The organism is Streptomyces sp. NPDC034086, assembly GCF_055575515.1.
Genome location: NZ_JBVISM010000001.1, coordinates 618,130 through 636,670, shown reverse-complemented (window position 1 = coordinate 636,670; position 18,541 = coordinate 618,130). Strand labels below are relative to the sequence as shown.

Genomic DNA, 18,541 nt, shown 5'->3' with positions numbered 1-18,541 from the left:
GGCGGCGGCGCGACGACGAAGGGAACTGCGATGCGGACGCACGACACGCTGCCGCCGCCCGCGGAGGGCGAACCGGCGGACGGCACGGGGAGGGCCGTGCCCGACGGTCCCGCGGACGGGCTGTGCACCACCGTGGAACTGGACGCCCGGCAGCCGCTGCCGGAGCTGACCGCCGCGGTCACCGGTGCCTGCGACCGGGCCGAGGCGCGGGCCGACGGCTCGGTGGTCCTCCTGCGGCTGCCGGACGCGCCCGCCGGGGCGCGGGCCTGGCCGGGGCAGGTGGACATCCAGCAGATCAACCGCTGGGAGCGGGCCGTGCGGAGGCTGGAGCGGCTGCCCGCGCTGAGCATCGCCGTCGCCTCCGGGGCCTGTGGCGGTCCGGCCCTCGACCTGCTGCTGGTCAGCGACTACCGGATCGGGTCGCCGGACCTGCGGCTCCTCGCGCCGGTCAACGACGGGCACTTCTGGCCCGGGATGGCCGTGCACCGGATATCCCGGCAGCTCGGGGCGGCCCGCGCGCGGCAGATCGTGCTGTGGGGCGACGACATCGACGCCGTGCGGGCCCGCGACCTGGGCCTGATCGACCAGCTCGCGGACGACACGGAGGAGGCCGCGCACACGGCGGCCGTGCTGATGGGCCGGATCTCCGACCGGGAGCTCGCGATCCGCCGGCAGCTGCTGCTGGAGGCGCAGAGCCTGGAGTTCGACGAGGCGCTGGGGCCCCATCTGGCCGCCTGCGACCGCGAACTGCGGCGTCTGGCCGCGGCGGCTGCCGCCGCGGCCGCCGCGGAGCCGGGCGACCCGGCGGGAGCGGCGGATGAGTGACGGAGCGGGGCGCCGCGGGACGGGCCTCCCGGCCGCCGGCCCCGCCGCCGGCTCCCCCGCCTCCGCCGTCGGTGCCGTCGTCCCGGGAGACCCCGCCGTCCCGGGCGGAGAGCACGGGTTCTGCGGCGACCTCGCCGGCGACGCCAAGCTGCTCGCCGGGTACGCCGCCGACACCGAGCGGAGGCTCGCCCTCCTGCCGGCGCGCCCCGACCGGACCGCCGCCGAGGCCGAGCGGGCCGAGGGCCTCCACGAGGACTGCCGTGCGGTCCGGCACGCCTTCCTCGCCCGCCACGCCGACGCCGTCTACGACGAGCTCACCGCCGGGCGGACGCGCCGGCCCCGGCTGCCCGACCTGGCCGCGGAGGCCGCCGTACGCTTCCCCGGGCTCGTACCGGACGCCGCGCAACTCGCCGAGGAGCGCGGCCGCCTCCAGGCGCACAAGGAAGGCCGCGAGATCGACCAGGGCGTCTTCTTCGGGGCCCTGCTGCGCTCCCCCACCGCCGGCACGCACCTGATCGAGAGCATGCTGCGGCCCGCGCCGGGCTCGGCGGCCCGCCTCGAGGAGTTCCGGCGCACGGACCGGCTGGAGCTGCCCGCGGTGCTGCTCGAACGCCGCGGCGAGGCGGCCCACGTCACCTTCCGCAACGGCCACTGCCTCAACGCCGAGGACAGCCGGCTCATCGCCGGCCTGGAGACCGCCGTCGACGTGGCCCTCCTCGACGACCGGATCCGCGTCGGCGTCCTGCGCGGCGGTCCCGTCACCCACCCGCGTCACGCCGGGAGGCGGATCTTCAGCGCCGGCATCAACCTCAAGGAGCTGCACGCGGGCCGGATCCCGTTCGTGGAGTTCCTCCTCGGCCGGGAGCTCGGCTACGTCAACAAGCTGGCCCGCGGCCTGCTCCGCGAGGACCCGTCCCCTTGGGGCGTCCCGGCCGGCAAGCCCTGGGTGGGTGTCGTCGACGCGTTCGCCATCGGCGGCGGCATGCAGCTGCTCCTCGTCCTGGACCGCGTCATCGCCGAGGAGGGCGCCTTCCTGAGCCTGCCCGCCGCCGACGAGGGCATCGTCCCGGGCCTCGGCAACCTGCGGCTCACCCGGCTCACCGGCGCCCGCACGGCCCGGCAGATCATCCTCTCGGGCCGCCGCGTCCACACCTCCGACCCGGCGGCCGCCCTGCTGGTCGACGAGGTGCTGCCCGCCGCCGCCCTCGACGCGGCCGCCGAGCGCGCCGTGCGCGAGCTGGCCGGTCCGGCCGTGGCCGCCAACCGGGCCATGCTGACGCTGGCCGAGGAGCCGCTCGAGCTGCTGCGCGGCTACCTGGCGGAGTTCGCGGTCGTCCAGGCCCGCCGCGTCCACAGCCCCGACGTGCTGGCCAAGACCGCGCGGCACGCGGCCCGTTCCGGACGGTCCCCGGCATGACCCTCCTCGCCCGTGAGGCGCTGCACGCCTCGCTCCAGGACCCGGTGCTGGAGTCGATCGGCTTCCTCAACGAGATCATGGGCCGCTACCCGGACGCCCTTTCCTTCGCCCCCGGTGCCCCGCACCCCGCCCCGTACGAGGGCCTGGACACCGCCCGTTACCTGGACCGCTTCACCGCCCACGCGGCCGCGACGGGCCTGGGGCCGGAGCGGGCGGCCCGGCTGCTGTACGAGTACGGGCCGGCCCGCGGCCTGATCAACGGGATCGTCGCCGACGCCCTCCGCCGCGACCAGGGCATCGACGCCGACCCGGACGCACTCGTGATCACCGTCGGGGCGCAGGAGGCGATGTTCCTCGTGCTGCGCGCCCTGATCGCCTCCCCGGAGGACCTGCTGGCCGTCTCCGACCCGTGCTTCGTGGGCATCACCAGCGCCGCCAGCCTGCTCGGCGCCGGGGTGGTCCCCGTGCGCGAGGACGCCGACGGCCTCGACCTCGACGCGCTGGCCGGGGCCTGCCGGGCGGCCCGCCGGTCCGGCCGGCGCGTCCGCGCCTGCTACGTCGCCCCCGACTACGCCAACCCGGGCGGCACCCGCATGGCGGCCGGGCGGCGGACGCGGCTGCTGGAGCTGGCCGCGCGGGAGGACTTCCTCGTCCTGGAGGACAACGCGTACGGGTTCACCGCTCCCCCGGGCCGCGAACTGCCCTCCCTGAAGGCCCTGGACGACGGGCGGCGGGTCGTGCACATCGGGACGTTCGCCAAGGTCTGTTTCCCGGGGGCGCGCGTCGGCTACGTCGTCGCCGACCAGTGCGTGTCCACCGGCGGCGGGGTCCCGGCCGTCCCGCTCGCCGCGGAACTGGCGCGGCTGAAGACCGCCGTCACGGTCAACACCGCGCCGGTGTGCCAGGCGTTGATCGCCGGGATGCTGCTGGAGCACGGCGGCTCGCTCGCCGAGCTGAGCCGGACCAGGTCCGTGCTGTACCGGCGCAACCTCGCCCACCTGCTGCGGGCGCTGGACCGCGAGGGCGCGGCCGGGCTGCCGGAGGGGGTGGAGTGGAACCGGCCCGACGGCGGGTTCTTCGTACGGATGCGGCTGCCCGTACCGGCGGACGCCGGGCTGCTGGAGGCGTCGGCGGCCGGGTACGGGGTGCTGTGGACGCCGATGGCCCCCTTCCATCCGGGCGGCGGGGGCACCCGTACGCTGCGGCTGTCGTGCAGCTACCTGGAGCCGGAGCAGATCGACGAGGGCGTGCGGCGGCTCGGGGCCTTCCTCCGCGAGCACGCCCGGCCGCGGGCCGGAGCGGGCGCGCGGCCGGGGGCCGGGACGTGAGCGGCGGCCCGGGGGTTCCCGTCCACCCCACCGCCCGCGACCGGGACCGCCCGTTCGACCCGCCGCCGGAGCTCGCGGCGCTGCGCGCCCGCGGCCCGGTCAGCCGTCTGCGCTACCCGGACGGCCACCTCGGATGGCTGGTCACCGGGCACGAGGCGGCGCGCCGGGTCCTCGCCGATCCCCGGTTCAGCGCGCGCTCGGAGCTCAAGCGGGTGCCGGTGGCCCGGCCGGGAACGGACCCGTTCTACGGCAGCCCCGCGCTGCCGGGCTGGCTCGTCGACATGGACGCACCCCACCACACGCGGCTGCGCGGGCAGCTCATGGGCTGGTTCACCGCCCGCCGTACGCGGGCCCTGGCGCCCCGCGTGGAGCGGATCGTCGGCGAGCGCCTGGAGGCGATGGCCGCCCTCGGCGGCCGGGCCGACCTCGTCGAAGCCTTCGCGCTGCCCGTCCCCTCCCTGGTGATCTGCGAGCTGCTGGGCGTGCCGTACGGTGAGCGCGCCTCCTTCCAGCGCAACAGCGCCACCCTGTTCCGGATCGACGCGACCGCCGCCGAGGCCGCGGCGGCCATGGCCGAACTCGACGCGTTCCTGACCGAGTTGGCCCGGCACCGGCGACGGGCGCCGGGCGAGGACCTGCTGAGCGCGCTCGCCGCCGGCGGGGAGCTGTCCACCGCGGAAGTCGCCGGCGTGGGCGCCCTCCTGCTGTCGGCGGGGCACGAGACGACCGCCGGTTCCCTCGGGCTCGGCACGTTCGCGCTGCTGTCCCACCCGGGCGAGGCGGCCCGGCTGGCGGACGATCCGTCGCTCGCCGGGAACGCGGTGGAGGAACTGCTGCGGTACCTGACCATCTTCCACTTCGGGGTGCCCCGCTGCCCGCTGGAGGACGTCGTCCTGGAGGGGCACGCGCTGCGCGCCGGGGAGTCCGTCACGGTCTCGCTGTCGGCCGCGAACCGCGATCCGGCGCGCTTCGCCGACCCCGACCGCCTCGATCTCGGCCGCCCGGCCTCGGGCCACCTCGCCTTCGGCCACGGGGCGCACCAGTGCATCGGCCAGCACCTGGCCCGTACGGAGATGCGGATCGCGTTCCCCGCGCTGTTCGCGCGCTTCCCGGGGCTGAAGCTGGCCGTGCCGCCGTCGGAGGTGCCGTTGGGGGAGGACATGGGCTTCTACGGGGTGCACCGGCTGCCCGTGGCGTGGTGAGGGGCCCGTGGCCGCCGGCGCCGTGCCGCCTCAGCCGTGCCAGGACTTCCACAGGCGGGCGTAGGCCCCGCCGCGGCCCACCAGTTCGTCGTGGGTGCCGCTCTCGGTGATCCGGCCGTCCTCCAGCACCACCACGCGGTCGGCGTCGTGGGCGGTGTGCAGCCGGTGGGCGATGGAGACGACCGTGCCGCCGAGCAGTCCGGCCAGGGCCCGTTCCACCGTGCGCGCGGTGTGCGGGTCGAGCAGGGCGGTCGCCTCGTCGAAGACGACGACCGGCGGGTCGAGCAGCAGCAGCCGGGCGAGGGCCAGCTGCTGGGCGCGGGCCGGGGGCAGTTCGGCCGCGCCGGAGCCGACCTCGTGGTCCAGGCCCAGTGCCGACGCCCATTCCCAGGCGGCGACGGCCCGCAGGGCGCGTTCCAGGTCCGCGGGGGTCGCGTCGGGGCGGGCGACGAGCAGGTTGTCGGCCAGGGTCCCGCGGAAGACGTGGTACTCCTGGGTGACCAGGATGACGCCGCGGCGCAGTTCTTCCGGCGGCAGCTCCGTCAGGGGCACGCCGCCCAGGCGGACGGTCCCCCGGCCGGGGCTGTCGATCCCGGCGAGGAGCCGGCCCAGGGTCGACTTGCCGGCGCCGGAGGGGCCCACGACGGCCAGGCGTTCACCGGGCCGGACGCGCAGGTCGACACCGCGCAGGCTCTCCTGCCGGTCCGGGTAGGCGAAGTGGACGTCCCGCACGTCGATCGCGCCGTCGCGGGGGGCCTCGGGCCGCGGTGCCGGGTCCGGGGCGGCCGGGTCCTGGGCGGCCGGGTCCTGGGCGGCCGGGTCCGGGGCGGCCGGGTCCTGGGCGGCGGCGCGGACGCCGAGGACGCGGGCCATGGACGCGCCGCCGACCTGGAGTTCGTCCATCCAGTACAGCATGGTGTCGACGGGCCCGATCACCTGCTGGACGTACAGGGTGGCTGCGGTGACGGCGGCCAGCCCCACCAGCCCGTCGATGTACATCAGCCCGCCGATGACCAGGGTGGCGGCCACCGGCAGGATGTAACCGGTGTCGGCGATCGGCAGGTAGGTGCTGCGCAGGTTCAGGGTGTGCCGTTCGGCCGCGTACGAGGCGGCGATGTCCGCGTCGGTGCGGCGCCGGCGCCGCCCCTGGAGCCGGAGCGCCTCCACCGTGGGCGCGCCCGCGACGGTCTCGCCGAGGGTGTCGGTGAGGCGGGCGTACGCGGAGTTGGAACGCAGGTAGCCGCCGCGGGCCCGCCGCAGGTACCAGCGGGTCGACAGCCACAGCACGGGGACGGCCACCAGGCAGGGCAGGACCAGCAGCGGGTCGGTGAGGCAGATGGCGCCGATGGTCAGGGCGATGGTGGTGCCGGCCACGAGGGTGTCGGGGACGGCCCGCTGCACGGTGAAGGCGAGGACGTCGACGTCCCGGGTGGTCCGGGTGACGAGTTCGCCGGTGCCGGCCCGCTCGACGACGGGCGTGGGCAGGGACAGCACCCGGTCGACGAACTCCTCGCGCAGCTCGGCCAGTACGGTCTCGCCGAGCCGCAGCGAGGCCAACCGCGCGAACCGGGTGAGGACCGCCTGGAGGACGACCGCGGCGCAGATCGCGAGGGCGACCGGGGTGACGGCGAGCCCGCCGTGCGCGGCGTCCTCGACGATCCGGCCGAGGAGCTGGGGTGCGGCCAGCGCGGCGACGCAGGCCAGCGCGTGCAGGGCGAGGGAGCCGGCCAGGGGGCGGCGGTGCCTGAGCGCGGTCCGCCGGGCGTGCGCGCGGACCTCCCGGGCGGAGGCGACAGGCAGCCGGTCGGCGGGCGGGGAGCCGGGGGCGGTGCCGGCGGCAGCGGTGTCGGCGGGGGCGGTCATGCCAGGACCTCACGGGTGACGACGGCACGGTAGTCGGGGTCGGCGAGGAGGGTCCGGTGGGGTCCTTCGGCGACGGCCTTGCCGTCCTTGACGAACACCACCGAGTCGGCGCGGTCCAGGACGATCGGGCTGGTGGTGAGGACGACGGTGGTGCGGCCGGCGCGGTAGGGGCCGAGGTCGCGGGCGACGCGGCCCTCGGTGTGGGCGTCGAGGGCGTTCGTCGGCTCGACGAGGACGAGCACCCGCGGATCGGCGAGCAGGGCGCGGGTCAGGCGCAGCCGCTGCTGCTGCCCGCCGGAGAACTCGCGTCCGCCGGTGCTCTCGTGGTCGAGGCCGTCGGGGAGGGCGTCGACGACGTCGCGGGCGGAGGCCGCGTCGAGGGCGCGGAGGAGACCGTCGGCGGGGCCGTCGGGGCGGTCCCGGGGGTCGAGTTCGGTGCCGAGCCGCCCGGCGAAGAGGGTGGCGTCGTTGTCGGCGAGGAGGACGTGGCGGCGTACGTCGTCGGTGCGGTGGGCGGCCAGGGGGGTGTCACCGAGCAGGACCGCGGAATCGGTGTGGCCGCAGAGCCGTTCCGCGAGCGTGCGGGCGTCCCCTTCCGTGCCGCACACCACGGCGAGGAAGCGGCCGGGCGGGACGGTCAGCCCGGAGTCCGGGTCGTGCAGCGGCAGGCCGACAGCGCCGTCGTCGAGCGGGCGGGTGCCGCCGGGCCTTTCCCGTTCCAGGCGCAGGAAGTCCAGGACGCGGCCGGCGGCGACGTTGGCGCGGGTGAGCTGGTCGAGCATGGCGGTGACCTGCCCGAGCTGGTCGGTGAGGAAGACGGCGTACCCGTAGAAGGCGACGAGCAGGCCCGGTTCGAGGCGGCCGGTGCTCACCTGGTGCGCGCCGAGCCAGACGATGGCGACGAGCAGCGCGCCGGGCAGCAGGACGCGCAGGAAGGCGATGTCCGCGACGGTGGCCGCGACCCGGGTGCCCTCGGCGCGCACGGCCTGGGAGCCCTCGCGGTAGCGGCGGCCGTAGGCCTTCTCGCCGCCGAAGCCGCGCAGGACGCGCAGCCCGTCGATGATGTCCACCGACAGGTCGGTGAGGGCTCCCTGCTGCTCGCGCAGCCGCTGCTGGCGGCCGTGCAGGACCCGCATCAGCCGGGTGACGGCGACCGCGATCAGCGGGACGCCGATGAGGACGACCAGTCCCAGCTGCCAGGAGGTGACCAGCATGAACGCGGCGGCGAAGAGGATCGAGACGACGGCCCCGCCGCCGCGCGCCGTGCCCTCCAGGGCGGTGCCGAGGTGGCCGACGTCCGAGGCGCTGACGCTGACGACGGAGCCGGTGGAGGCCCGCCGGGGCAGGTCGGCGCCGAGGCCGGCGGCGTGGCGGACGACGAGCTGGGTGGTCCCGTACACGGCGCCGAACCGGTTGGTGGTCGACGCCCGGTCGCGCAGCATGCCGATGACGGCCTGGAAGACGCCGAGGGCGAGGACCGCGCCGCCCCACAGCAGCAGCGCGTCCCGGTCGCGCTGGAGCAGCCCGCGGTCGATGCCGAGGGCGACGGCCGTCGGCACCAGTGCCTGCGCGAGGGTGCACAGCACCCCGAACACGGTGGCCAGGACGAGGCTGCCGCGGTGGCGGGTGGCCAGCCACACCAGGAAGCGGACCGGCGATCCGGTGGCGGGCGCCCCCGGGTCGGCGGCGGGGAACCTGTCGCGACTCACGGCTTGGTGCCGATGGTCAGACCGTGCTCGTAGGGGTAGCCGGTGAGCGTGCGTACGGCCTCGAAGCCCGCCCGGCGCATCCACTCCTCGTAGTCGCGGGCCGGGTAGGCCATGCCCTGGCCGCTGGCGAGTACGTTGAGGTAGAGGGAGAGGCGCGCGGAGTACCAGCCGCGGGTCTCGTCGTCGGAGGCGTTGTAGCCGTAGACGAACACCCGTCCCCCGGAGGGGAGCACGGCGTGCGCCTTCGCCAGCAGCTCGGTGATCTGCGCGCCGGAGAAGATCTCCAGGACGTGGCTGAAGAGGACGGCGTCCGCGCCGGGCGGGAAGGGGTCGGTGAAGAGGTCGCCGGCGTGCGGCCGGATGCGGTCCCCGGCCCCGGCTTCCGGCCCGGACTCCTGATCGGGCTTCGCTTCGGCCGCCAGCCGCGCGACGGACGGGATGTCGAAGACGGTCGAGCGCATGCCGGGATGGCGGGCGAGCAGCCGGGTGCTGGTGGTGCCGTCGCCGCCGCCGACGTCGAGCAGGTGCCGTACGGTGGCGAACTCCTCCGTCTCGACGAGCGCGTCGAGGCTCTTGAGGGTGAAGGCGCTCATGCTGCGGTGGAAGACCGCCTCGAGCTCCGGGTCGTGCGTGAGGCGCCGGTAGAGCGTCGGCTCGTCGCCGGGGTGCGCGTCGAGCGCGAGGTTGGTGCCGGCCGCGAGGGCTTCGCTCATGCGGGAGAAGGCGGGGTAGTAGATCTCCCGCCAGCCGGTGAGGATGTGGCGCCAGCTGTCGGGGCCGTCGGGGACGAGCAGCTCGGCGGCGGCGGGCGCGTTGCGGTAGCCGCCGCCGGGATCCCGCTCCAGCAGTCCGGTGGTGCACACGGCGTGGAGCAGGACCCGCAGGGAGTGCGCCGGCACCCCGACGGCCGCGCGCAGCTCCTCGAGGGAGGCGCCGGGGTGGGTCTGGAGATGGCCGAAGACGTCCCATTCGAGCGCGGTGACGACGGCGTTGAAGAGGGCCGGGGCGTTCACGAGGAAGTGGAACCGCTCGGCGACCGGATCGGCGGCGGTGACGTCCGGACCGGCACCGCCGGGGCGGCGGACCTGGCCGGGCACGGAGGCCGGCCCGGGACGTCGGGGCCGGTCGGAGGAGTTCGTTCCAGCGGATGGTGCCGTGTCGGCAGACGAATTCAACGTCGCACCTCTCGTCAGCGGATCGCCGCGGCCCGCTCACGGGGGCACCACAGCCGACTCCAAGATCACGATCACGTCCTGGCATGCTGGCACACCCCCCGGGGCCCCGCAAGAACACCCCGCGCAATCCGGCCGCCGTGCGCACTCGCCCTCCACGCGCGCCGTTCCGGCTCGGAGGAGGTCGGGCTTCCAGATGGTGCGGTCCGGGTAGACGTGGGCCGTCGGGGAGAGTTCGTACGCGCCGGCGTCGGCGTGCGCCCGGATCAGGGCCGCAGGTGAGGACGTGTGCCGGCGCTGCAAGGGCGACGGGAAGTGCACGACCTGCGGGGGCTCCGGTTTCCGGGGCTGGAGCGGGGCGAAGTGCGACAGCTGCAAGGGGAGCGGGGACTGCAAGGCGTGTGACGGCCGGGGCTGACCCTCCTGCGGCAACCGCCCCCGCCGGGTCCGTCCACCGGATCCACCCCGTCGAGCGGGCGTACCCGTAGAACGGTCCCGCACGACGCCGCCCGCCCGCCGGCCCTCCCGGCCGGCGGGCGGCAGGCGTGGCCCTCCGCCTCAGCGCACGGCCGTGGGCTGCGGGCACCCCGGCAGCGCCGGCCGTTCCTTGGTGCGTACGGCCGGGAGCCACGCCGTGGGGGGTGCGGAGCCGCGCGGGAGACGGACGCGGAACCAGTGGGTGGACCGCAGTCCCTCCTCGTCGATGATGGGCTGCCCGTCGGCCCACTGGCAGTCGGCGGCGAGGACGTCGCCGTGCCACACCCGGGTCGGCACGACGTTGTCCGCGGCGTACGGCTTCAGGGGGTCGATGGCCAGGCCCAGGCTGCACCGCGGGTCGCGGTCGGCCCGCGCCTGGCAGCCGCGCTCCGCGTTGAACACGCGGATCTCGCCGGCCGCGTCCGCACGGCCGGACCGTACCGGCGGGCCCGCCCGTTCCGCGTCCGAGTACAGGGCCGCGCCGGCGATCCCGCAGAGCGCGGTGGCGAGGACCGCGGCGCGGGCCCGCCCCCGCAGCCGTCCCGTCCCCGCACCCCGCGTCCCCTGGTGGGCGCGGATGCGGGCGAGCAGGCTCTCGGCGGTGTGCGCGGCGCGGGCCGCGTGGGTCGGGGCGAGGCAGTCGGCGGCCAGCGCACGCCAGAACGGCGGCAGGGCGTGGTCCATGCGCAGCGGGGCGCGTCCCGCCGCGTACTCCTGGACCGCGGCGCCCCGCGCCACGGGGGTGGCGCCGGAGAACGGTGAGCCGCCGGACGCGAACACCTCGTGGATAACGATGCCCAGGGCCCAGATGTCGGCACTCGGCCTGACCTGCACGCCCCGTTCCCCCAGGGGCGCCCGCCAGCGCTCGGGCGGGAGGTAGTCCAGGGTGCCCAGGGGAGGGACGTACCCGTGCGTGCCCGTCAGCTCGGTGGCGAGGCCGAAGTCCGACAGCTTCACGGAGCGGTCCGTGCCCAGGAGGACGTTCTCCGGCTTGAGATCGGCGTGGACCCATCCCGAGCGGTGGAGGTGGGAGAGGCCCTCGCAGATGCCCGCGATCAGCCGGCCGCGGTCGGCCTCGGGCACACCGGCGTCGACGAGTTCCCGCAGACTGCCCGCGGCCCTTTCCATGACCAGCACGATCGCGCCGTCCAGGGAGGGCCGGTCCGGTGCGGCGAGGACGAAGGTCTCCAGGAACCGGATCAGGCGGGGATGCCCCGCCCTGCGCCCGAGTTCGACCTCGCGGCGGGCGGATTCCACGGTCTGGCGTGCCTGGCGCGGCGCGAGTCCGGCGGTCGGCATGATCTTCAGCGCGACGTCGGAGGGGTCCGGACACCGGCCGACGGCGGCTGCGCCGGTCCGGTCCGCGGCGGCTCCGCCGGTCCGGTCGGGGCGTCCGCCGGCCGGCCGCGCCCCGTACACCGTGGACCAGCCCCCGGCCCCGATCAGCTCGGTGACCACCCAGTCCCCCACCCGGTAGCCGGGCGGGAGCAGGTCCGTGCGGTCGCACTCCGTGGTGCAGCCCGGACCGTGGGGCGGTGTCATCGCCCCGCCTGCCGCTCCCGCCCGCCGGCGCGTGACCGGGACGGCAGCAGCGCGAGGTGCTCTTCCCGTACCAGCCCGAAACGCAGCGCGAGGCCGACGATCTCTTCCCGCTTGCCGTTGCGGCGGTCGGCCCTGCCGCGTTCGGTGGTGTCCGGGGCGCCGATGCGCAGTTTCTCCTCGGCGAGGTAGTCGATGTGCGAACTGACCGCCCGCGCGGTGAGGGCGTCGTGAGCGCCGTGCCGGCCCAGCCGCTCGACGATCTGCGGAGTGGTGGGGACCGCCACGGGGGACTGGTCGCGCAGGCGCGGTTCGCACAGCGCGACGAGGACGAGGAAGTAGGTGGCCGTCTCGTCCAGGGAGTACGCGGTGACCGTGCGGTTCCCCCAGGGGACGCCCATGGCGTCCGGGTCCAGGTAGACGTGGTCGGGCGCGAACACCTGGAAGGAGACGGGGACGTCACCGCGGGTGGGCAGCACCACGCGCGCGAACTCGAACGGGATGGGCGCCCCGACCCGTCGTGGTGGCACCCTCAGGTATTCCCCCGCTCCCTCCGGGTTCTCCACGAGATAGCTGTGGGCGGTGCTGTGGTTCGTCAACTGCCAGTGGTCGTCGGTCACGCGGATCTCCCCGGCGAGCCGGGAGACCGCCGCGTCGGCGAGGCGCAGCTCGACGGGGACCGTCGTGGAGCCCCGTCCGAAGCGGGCGACCTCGCCGGGGCCGAGCCGTAACGTCACCGGGTCGCCGCACGGTTCGCCGTCGGCGCCACCACTTCCCTGCGGCAGATGGACGACTACGCCGCTCACCGTTCCCCCTGTTCCACGCGTCGCACTGGCCGGACGAGCGGAACGATACTCATCTCTCAGGGGAGTTCACCGGCGTACTTCGGCCACTTCGGCCGGCACCTCCGCCCGGCGGGGTACCGCCCGCACGCGCCGGGCCCGGCGGCCTCCTCCCGCACCCTGCGAGGTGGGGAAGGTCACCGCGTACCGAGGGGGGTCAGGACGGTTCGGGGGGTTCGCGGCGCGACCGGACCGGTGTTTCGCCCGTTCGGGTGGCGCGATCCGCACTCCGGTCCCCCTCCGGACTCCGGTCCCCCACCGCGGGCTCAGAGGGCCGGGGCACCCGACACGAGGGGTGCCACCGCGCGGTCGCCGAAGGCCGTCCACGGCCGCCACCCGCCGCTCGGCCGGTCCTGGACGCGCATGCGCACCCGGCCCTCGGTGGTGACCGCGAAGACGTGCATCCGGCCGGTGGGGTCGAGGGCGGCCGTGGGCGTCGCCGCGAGCCGGATCCCGGGCTCGCCGAACTCCCCGCCGGGAGCCCAGTCCCCGCCGGCAGACACCTGCCAGCGGTGGCTGAGCCGGGCGCCGCCGGGCGTCAGGAAGAACGCCTCCAGCCGGCCGTCGGCGTTGGCGGCGAGCGCGGGGGCGGCCGCGCTCCAGCCCGACATCGGGAGCCACTCGTCCCAGCGGCCGTCCGGCACGGACTGGCGCCGGGCGAAGGCTCCCAGGCCCGACGGTCCGATCGCGGCGACGGTGAGCCGGCCGCTGCCGTCCCCGGCCGCCCGGGGCGCGGCGCCGGCCGCGGTGCCGAAGCGGTGCCATGCGGGGGTCCAGGCGCCGCCCGGTGCCTCCTGCCACCGGTGCTGGATCGCGGCGCCGCCGGGTGCGAGGGTGAACACCTCCAGGCGGCCGTCGGCGTTCGCCGCGACGGCCGGTGGCGCGCCCGCGGCCCCGCCGAAACCGGGCTGCCACGGGTCCCAGGCCGCGGACCCGGGCGCACGCTGCCGCCGCCGCGCGACGGAGGCGCCGCCAGGACTCAGGGCGAAGACCTCCAGCCGGCCGCCGGCGTCGCGGGCCACGGCGGGGGCGGCGCCGGCCGGGCCGCCGAACTCCTCCCACTCGTACCAGCCGCCGTCCGGCCGCTGCGCCCGGTGGTGCAGGTTGACGCCGCCCGGGGCGAGCGAGAACACCTCCAGCGTGCCGTCGGTGGCGCGGCCGAGCGTGGGAGCCGCGCCGGCCGGCCCGCCGAAGGGTTCCCACCCCGTCCAGGTGTCGGTGTGCGGGTCGGTCTGGACGCGCCGCAGCATCGAGCGGTCGGAGGCGTCGAGGGCGAACACCGTGAGGCGGCCGCCGGCGTCGAGGCCGGCCACCGGGTGGTCGGGGCTCTGCCACGGCGGTGGCGTGTCCCGCCAGGACAGGGGCGCCACGTACAGCCCTTGCCGGAACCAGCCGGCCGAGGTGGCGTGCCACGTCTCCCCTTCGGCGACCACCTCGACGGCGTGGCCGGGGACGTGCCCCGCGTACGCGGCGAGGTCGAAGTGGAACGGGTCGCGCGACGCCAGGACGTCGGTGCCCTCGTAGCCGCCCCGCGGCCCGATGAACAGGTAGTACCAGCCGTCGCGTTCGACGACGTACGGGGACTCCGTCACCGAGGCGGTCGTGCCGGTGCTCGCGTCGGTGAACGCGACCCCCGGATCGCTCCAGCGCAGGAGGTCGGCGGAGCGCCGGTAGGAAACGACGTGCCGGCCGCCCGCGCCCGAGAGTTCGGTGTAGTACATGACCCACTCGCCGCCGATCCGCAGCACCATCGGGTCACGTGCCGCGAGTCCCCGGAACAGCGGGCCGGACGGCTCGCGGGTCCAGGTGAACAGGTCGGTCGACGTGGCGAGGTTGATCGCGGCACCGTTGCCGCCGCCGGCGGCGTAGAACATGCGGAACCCGCCGCCCGCCTCGATGACGTGCGGTGCCCACAGGTGCTCCTCGCCGAAGTAGGACGGGTCGACGGTGAGGGCGTCGGGGTGGGCGGTCCACGGCCCGTGCAGGCTCGGCGCGGAGGCGTGGGCGAAGGAGATCTCCGCCGCGCTGTCCGGGGATTCGCCGGGCGGCGCGCTGTCCCCGACGATGCCGAACAGGTGCCAGCGGCCCTGGGCCTTGATCAGCGTGTGGTCGTTGAGGTAGCGCGGGCCGGCCGGTGTGGACGGGTCGTGGACGTACACCATCGGGCCCGCTCCGGCCCACTCGTGGGGCGGGGCGTCCGCGGAGGCCGCGGCCGCGGTCCGGCCGGCGGGCAGGAACGGGAGGGTGCCCGCCCCGGCGGCGGCCCGTAACAGGTTCCGTCTGCTGATCGGGAGCATGGGGCCTCTCTGGAAGGGGGCCGTGCGGCCGGCGTGTGCCGTACGGACACGGCCGGCCGCGGGTCGTATGCGGGGAAGGTCGGAGAAGGGTCAGTCGAGGGGTGGTCCGGCGCTGTCGTTGAGCCAGATCCAGTCCGACCAGGTGGCGAAGCCGGTCTGCCACGTGTGGTAGGTCCCGGCGCGGCTGGTGCCGAAGACCTCGATCCGGCCGTCGGCGTTGGCGGCCGCGGTGACCTCGGTGCCCGCGGTCCCGAAGGCGGCCCAGCCGGCGTAGGGGCCGTTGACGGCCGTCTGCCAGGTGTGCATGGCGGTGGCACTGTTCACGGCGAAGACCTCGACGCGGCCGTCGGGGGTCCGTTCGCTGGTGAGCTGCGCATCGGCGGGGCCGCCCGTCGGCTCCCACTCCGACCAGCCGGCCGGTCCGGTCTGATAGCGGTGGAACACGCCCACCGGGCCGGACGCGAAGACCTCCAGGCGGCCGTCGGCGTTGTGGTCGGCGGTCAGGTCATGGCCGCCGCCACCGAAGGTGTCCCACGGGGACCACCCGCCGTTGGGAGCCGTCTGGTAGCGGTGCTGGAGGGTGTCGCCGTTGAGGGCGAACACCTCCAGGCGGCCGTCCGGTGCCTTCGCCATTTCGACGCGGCTGTCCGAGGGGCCGCCGCCGGTGGGCTGCCAGTCGGACCAGCCTCCGTTCGGCGCCAGTTGGTACCGGTGGAAGAGGCCGACCGGTCCGGAGGCGTAGACCTCGATGCGGCCGTCGGCGTTCACGCCGGCCGCGGTGTCCTTGCCGCCGCCGCCGAAGTCCTCCCAGCCGGACCAGCCCCCCGAGGGGGACAGCTGCCAGCGGTGCCGGAAGGTGTTCCCGTTGACGGCGAACACCTCCAGACGGCCGTCCGCGTTCGGTGCGATGGCCAGCTCGGCGTTGCCCGGTCCGCCGAGCGGCTCCCAGGCCGACCAGTTGCCGTTCACCTCCCGCTGCCAGGCGTGGTGCACGCCGTCGGCACCGGCGGCGAACACCTCGAGCCGCCCGTCCGCCGACCGCGCCGACACCACCCGCCCCGACTCCGCCGGATACACCAGCGGTGCGGGCCGCGGGCCGCTGCCCGGGGTGCAGGGCAGCACCACGCCGCGCTCCGCGAGGTAGGGCTCGGGGTCGATGCCGTAGGAGGCGGACCGGTCTCCCCAGATCCGTAGGTGCAGGTGCGGGCCGGTGGAGTTCCCCTCGGAGCCCATCAGGGCGATCTGCCGGCCGGCCTCGACGTGGTCGCCGGCGGAGACGTCCCGGCGGGACATGTGACCGTACTCGGAGATCGTGCCGTCGGGGTGCTGGATGCGGATCCACTGGCCGTAGTCGCCGCTGTATCCCGAGATGGTCACCTCGCCGTCGCCCACCGCGTAGATCGGCGTCCCGACGTCGTTGGCGATGTCGACGCCGTTGTGACGGCTGTGGAAGTGCTGGGTGACCATACCGGCGGCCGGGCACGCCGCGGCGAGGTCCGTGGTGCGGGCCGTGGCCGGCGTCGTGGCCGCCAGCGCCGGCAGGAGGGCGGCAGTCGCCGCGAGGAACCAGTTCAGTGCGCGTCGGGACGGTCCGGAAAGCACGAGACGCTCCTCCCCTGGAGAATCCGGGGTGAGTGGGACGGACGGGTGTTGAGGGGGGCCGGTCACGCGGTACGCGGCCGGCGGTCTGGAAGGTAGCGAGGGGGCGGGTGCCGCGGACCCCGGAACATGACGGAATGACAGGCGGCAGCGCGTCGGGCAGTGGCTGTCCGGCGGTTGGGCGCTCCGGCACCGCGGCGGGGTGCGGGTGCCGGAGCCCGCGCCGCGCGTCCGCCGGGGACGGCGGAGGCGGCGGGACCTGCCGGTCGCGGACCGGGACCCGCCCGGGGCGGGCCGTCCGCATCGGGCCTCAGCCGATCGCGGGGCCCGAATCGTTCAGCCAGCCCCACTCCGACCAGCTGGTGAAGCCGGTCTGCCACCTGTGGTGGACGCCGGCGCGGCTGGTGCCGAACACCTCGATGCGGCCGTCGGCGTTGTTGCCCGCCCCGATCCCGGTGCCACCGCCGCCGAAGGTCTCCCACGCGGAGTACGCCCCGTTCGGTCCGGTCTGCCAGGCGTGGCTCGCGGTGTCGGCGTTGATCGCGAACACCTCGACCCGGCCGTCGACCGACCGCGAGGTGGTCAGCTCGGCGCCGGGGACCCCGCCGGTGCCCGCCCACTCCGACCAGGAGGCCGGGCCGGTCTGCCAGCGGTGGAACACGCCCTGCGCGTTGGAGGCGAACACCTCGAGCCTGCCGTCCTGGTTGGAGCTGGCGCTCACGGCGTGTCCGCCGCCGCCGAAGTTCTCCCAGGAGGACCAGCCGCCGTTGACGCCGGTCTGGTAGAGGTGCTCGAACGTCGTGTCCGACAGCGCGAACACCTCGAGCCGCCCATCGGGTGCGCTCTCGAGGGCGAGTCGCGAACGGGCCGGGCCGCCGCCGGTGCCCTCCCAGGGTGCCCAGCCGCCGCTGGGCGCGGTCTGCCAGCGGTGGAACACACCGGTGGCGCCGGAGGCGAACACCTCGATACGGCCGTCGGCGTTGTTGCCCGCCGCCAGTCGGTACCCTCCGGTGCCGAAGTTCTCCCAGGCGGACCAGCCCCCGCTGGGAGCGGTCTGCCACATGTGATCGAACGTGCTGTCCGACAGCGCGAACACCTCCAGCCGGCCGTCCGCGTTGGACGCGACCGCCAGCTGCGCGTCGCGCGGGCCACCCGCGAACCGCCACGGCGACCAGTCACCGTTCACGGCGGTCTGCCACGCGTGGTACACCCCGTCGGCGCCGGCGGCGAAAGCCTCCAGCCGCCCGTCCGCGGACCGCCCGGACACCACGCGGCCCGAGGCGTACGGGTGGTCGGGGCCGCCGCCGGTACCGGACCACAGCGCGTTGGCGATGAGGGTCGCGTCGCCCGCCTCCACCGCGTACAGGCCGCGCAGGTCCTCCCTCGGCCGCTGGACGTTCCAGCACACGTCCCCGATCGCCTCGTTGTTCCACCTTCCGCCCGGGAACAGGCGCTCCATCTCGTCGAGGAAGGCGTTGGTGGCGTGGGCCGGGTTCAGGCGCTGTGCCCGGGTGCCCCACCAGTCCTGCTGCTGGAACAGCCCGAGGCTGGTGTAGTCGACGGCCTGGGAGTAGTTGTTCATGCTGCTCTCCACGATGATCGTGGCGATCGCTATCGCCGCGGCCCTCGGGTTGAGCCCCCGGTCCTTCACCGCCTGGGTGACCATCCGCGCGCAGGACACCTTGTAGGCGTCGAGGTAGCCGGCCATCTTCGCGTGCAGCTGCGGGTTGAGCTGGTCGGCCATGATGCCGTCGGTGGCCGACGGACCGGCCGGGTCACAGGGCTCGGTCGGAATGGCCAGCCCCTCGGGGCCGGCGAAGTACCGCGAGACGCCGTACCGTCCGGCGCCCGGGTCCGGCTCGGGCCCGGGTCGGGCGAGGGCGACCGAGGGGGTCATCCCGATGGCCAGCGCCCAGAGAGCGGCCACGACGGCCAGTCTGGTGAGCACGCGGTACAAGCCTTTTCCTGCCACGGTGTGCCTTTCCGTCGTGCAGTGAGGTGCGGCCAAGGCGGCCAAGGCGGCCAAGGCGGCCAAGTGCAGCCGAATACAGCGAGTACGCGTGATCCGGCGGGTCCCCGGCCCTGCCGGCCGCCCGTACGCCCGGGCGGGCCCTCGGGCCGTCGGCGGCCGACAGTAGGGACCGGCGATGAAATGCCGATGGAATCGGCCGGCACCGCCCGGAGCCGGAGCCGCCCCGCCCGTCCGTCCTCCCGCGCGTTTCATCGGGATGTCATCGCCCGCTGCCAGGCTCGTCGGGTGACCTCGGCCGA

Annotated in this window: 12 protein-coding genes; 4 read left to right on the top strand and 8 right to left on the bottom strand. The window is 75.6% G+C overall.

The features are described 5' to 3' along the window. Positions 1–30: 30 nt before the first annotated feature. From dpgB to ACZ514_RS02870, 4 genes are read left to right on the top strand one after another with little or no spacing between them, the layout of a single operon-like run. The gene (dpgB, locus tag ACZ514_RS02885; protein WP_468162836.1) at positions 31–825 is read left to right on the top strand and encodes an enoyl-CoA-hydratase DpgB; all 795 of its coding nucleotides are present in this window, start codon (positions 31–33) and stop codon (positions 823–825) included. Then, positions 818–2,242 carry a (3,5-dihydroxyphenyl)acetyl-CoA 1,2-dioxygenase DpgC gene (gene dpgC / locus ACZ514_RS02880; protein ID WP_469123933.1) on the top strand — a complete coding sequence of 475 codons (1,425 nt, stop codon included), beginning with the start codon at positions 818–820 and terminating at the stop codon, positions 2,240–2,242. Before dpgB ends, dpgC begins: the two co-directional genes overlap by 8 nt. Then, positions 2,239–3,570 carry an aminotransferase-like domain-containing protein gene (locus tag ACZ514_RS02875; protein WP_468694988.1) on the top strand — a complete coding sequence of 444 codons (1,332 nt, stop codon included), beginning with the start codon at positions 2,239–2,241 and terminating at the stop codon, positions 3,568–3,570. Before dpgC ends, ACZ514_RS02875 begins: the two co-directional genes overlap by 4 nt. Continuing rightward, positions 3,567–4,772 (top strand): cytochrome P450, encoded by a 1,206-nt coding sequence (locus ACZ514_RS02870; protein WP_468694991.1) that lies wholly within the window; start codon positions 3,567–3,569, stop codon positions 4,770–4,772. Before ACZ514_RS02875 ends, ACZ514_RS02870 begins: the two co-directional genes overlap by 4 nt. Before the next feature lie 30 nt (positions 4,773–4,802). Here ACZ514_RS02870 and ACZ514_RS02865 read toward each other — a convergent pair whose 3' ends face one another. The 8 genes from ACZ514_RS02865 to ACZ514_RS02830 all read right to left on the bottom strand — a co-directional run bounded on the left by ACZ514_RS02865 (position 4,803) and on the right by ACZ514_RS02830 (position 18,242). Further along, a complete protein-coding gene (locus ACZ514_RS02865) occupies positions 4,803–6,635 on the bottom strand; it encodes an ABC transporter ATP-binding protein (protein WP_469123932.1) in 1,833 nt (610 codons plus the stop codon). Next, positions 6,632–8,344 carry an ABC transporter ATP-binding protein gene (locus ACZ514_RS02860; protein WP_469123931.1) on the bottom strand — a complete coding sequence of 571 codons (1,713 nt, stop codon included), beginning with the start codon at positions 8,342–8,344 and terminating at the stop codon, positions 6,632–6,634. The genes ACZ514_RS02865 and ACZ514_RS02860 overlap by 4 nt, the downstream gene beginning before the upstream one ends. Further along, positions 8,341–9,441: a methyltransferase gene (locus ACZ514_RS02855; RefSeq protein WP_469123930.1), complete on the bottom strand. Its 1,101-nt coding sequence runs from the start codon at positions 9,439–9,441 to the stop codon at positions 8,341–8,343. Before ACZ514_RS02855 ends, ACZ514_RS02860 begins: the two co-directional genes overlap by 4 nt. Positions 9,442–10,074: 633 nt before the next feature. Further along, complete coding sequence (locus ACZ514_RS02850; protein ID WP_469123929.1) at positions 10,075–11,535, bottom strand: serine/threonine-protein kinase; 1,461 nt, start codon at positions 11,533–11,535, stop codon at positions 10,075–10,077. After that, a complete protein-coding gene (locus ACZ514_RS02845; RefSeq protein ID WP_469123928.1) occupies positions 11,532–12,338 on the bottom strand; it encodes a serine/threonine protein kinase in 807 nt (268 codons plus the stop codon). Before ACZ514_RS02845 ends, ACZ514_RS02850 begins: the two co-directional genes overlap by 4 nt. 302 nt (positions 12,339–12,640) lie before the next feature. Continuing rightward, complete coding sequence (locus tag ACZ514_RS02840) at positions 12,641–14,671, bottom strand: DUF8189 domain-containing protein (RefSeq protein ID WP_469123927.1); 2,031 nt, start codon at positions 14,669–14,671, stop codon at positions 12,641–12,643. Positions 14,672–14,761: 90 nt separating this feature from the next. Beyond that, entirely contained in the window at positions 14,762–16,273 is a 1,512-nt protein-coding gene (locus tag ACZ514_RS02835) for a DUF8189 domain-containing protein (protein ID WP_469123926.1), read from the bottom strand. Between the two features lie 307 nt (positions 16,274–16,580). Next, positions 16,581–18,242, bottom strand: a complete 1,662-nt coding sequence (locus ACZ514_RS02830; protein WP_469123925.1) for a PLL family lectin — start codon at positions 18,240–18,242, stop codon at positions 16,581–16,583. Between the last annotated feature and the right edge of the window lie 299 nt (positions 18,243–18,541).

What these genes read in the sequence shown, in the direction of transcription:
- dpgB (WP_468162836.1), top strand. Translation starts at nt 31, where the DNA reads ATGCGGACGCACGACACGCTGCCGCCGCCCGCGGAGGGCGAACCGGCG.
- ACZ514_RS02850 (WP_469123929.1), bottom strand. Translation starts at nt 11,535, where the DNA reads ATGACACCGCCCCACGGTCCGGGCTGCACCACGGAGTGCGACCGCACG.
- ACZ514_RS02865 (WP_469123932.1), bottom strand. Translation starts at nt 6,635, where the DNA reads ATGACCGCCCCCGCCGACACCGCTGCCGCCGGCACCGCCCCCGGCTCC.
- ACZ514_RS02875 (WP_468694988.1), top strand. Translation starts at nt 2,239, where the DNA reads ATGACCCTCCTCGCCCGTGAGGCGCTGCACGCCTCGCTCCAGGACCCG.
- ACZ514_RS02840 (WP_469123927.1), bottom strand. Translation starts at nt 14,671, where the DNA reads ATGCTCCCGATCAGCAGACGGAACCTGTTACGGGCCGCCGCCGGGGCG.
- dpgC (WP_469123933.1), top strand. Translation starts at nt 818, where the DNA reads ATGAGTGACGGAGCGGGGCGCCGCGGGACGGGCCTCCCGGCCGCCGGC.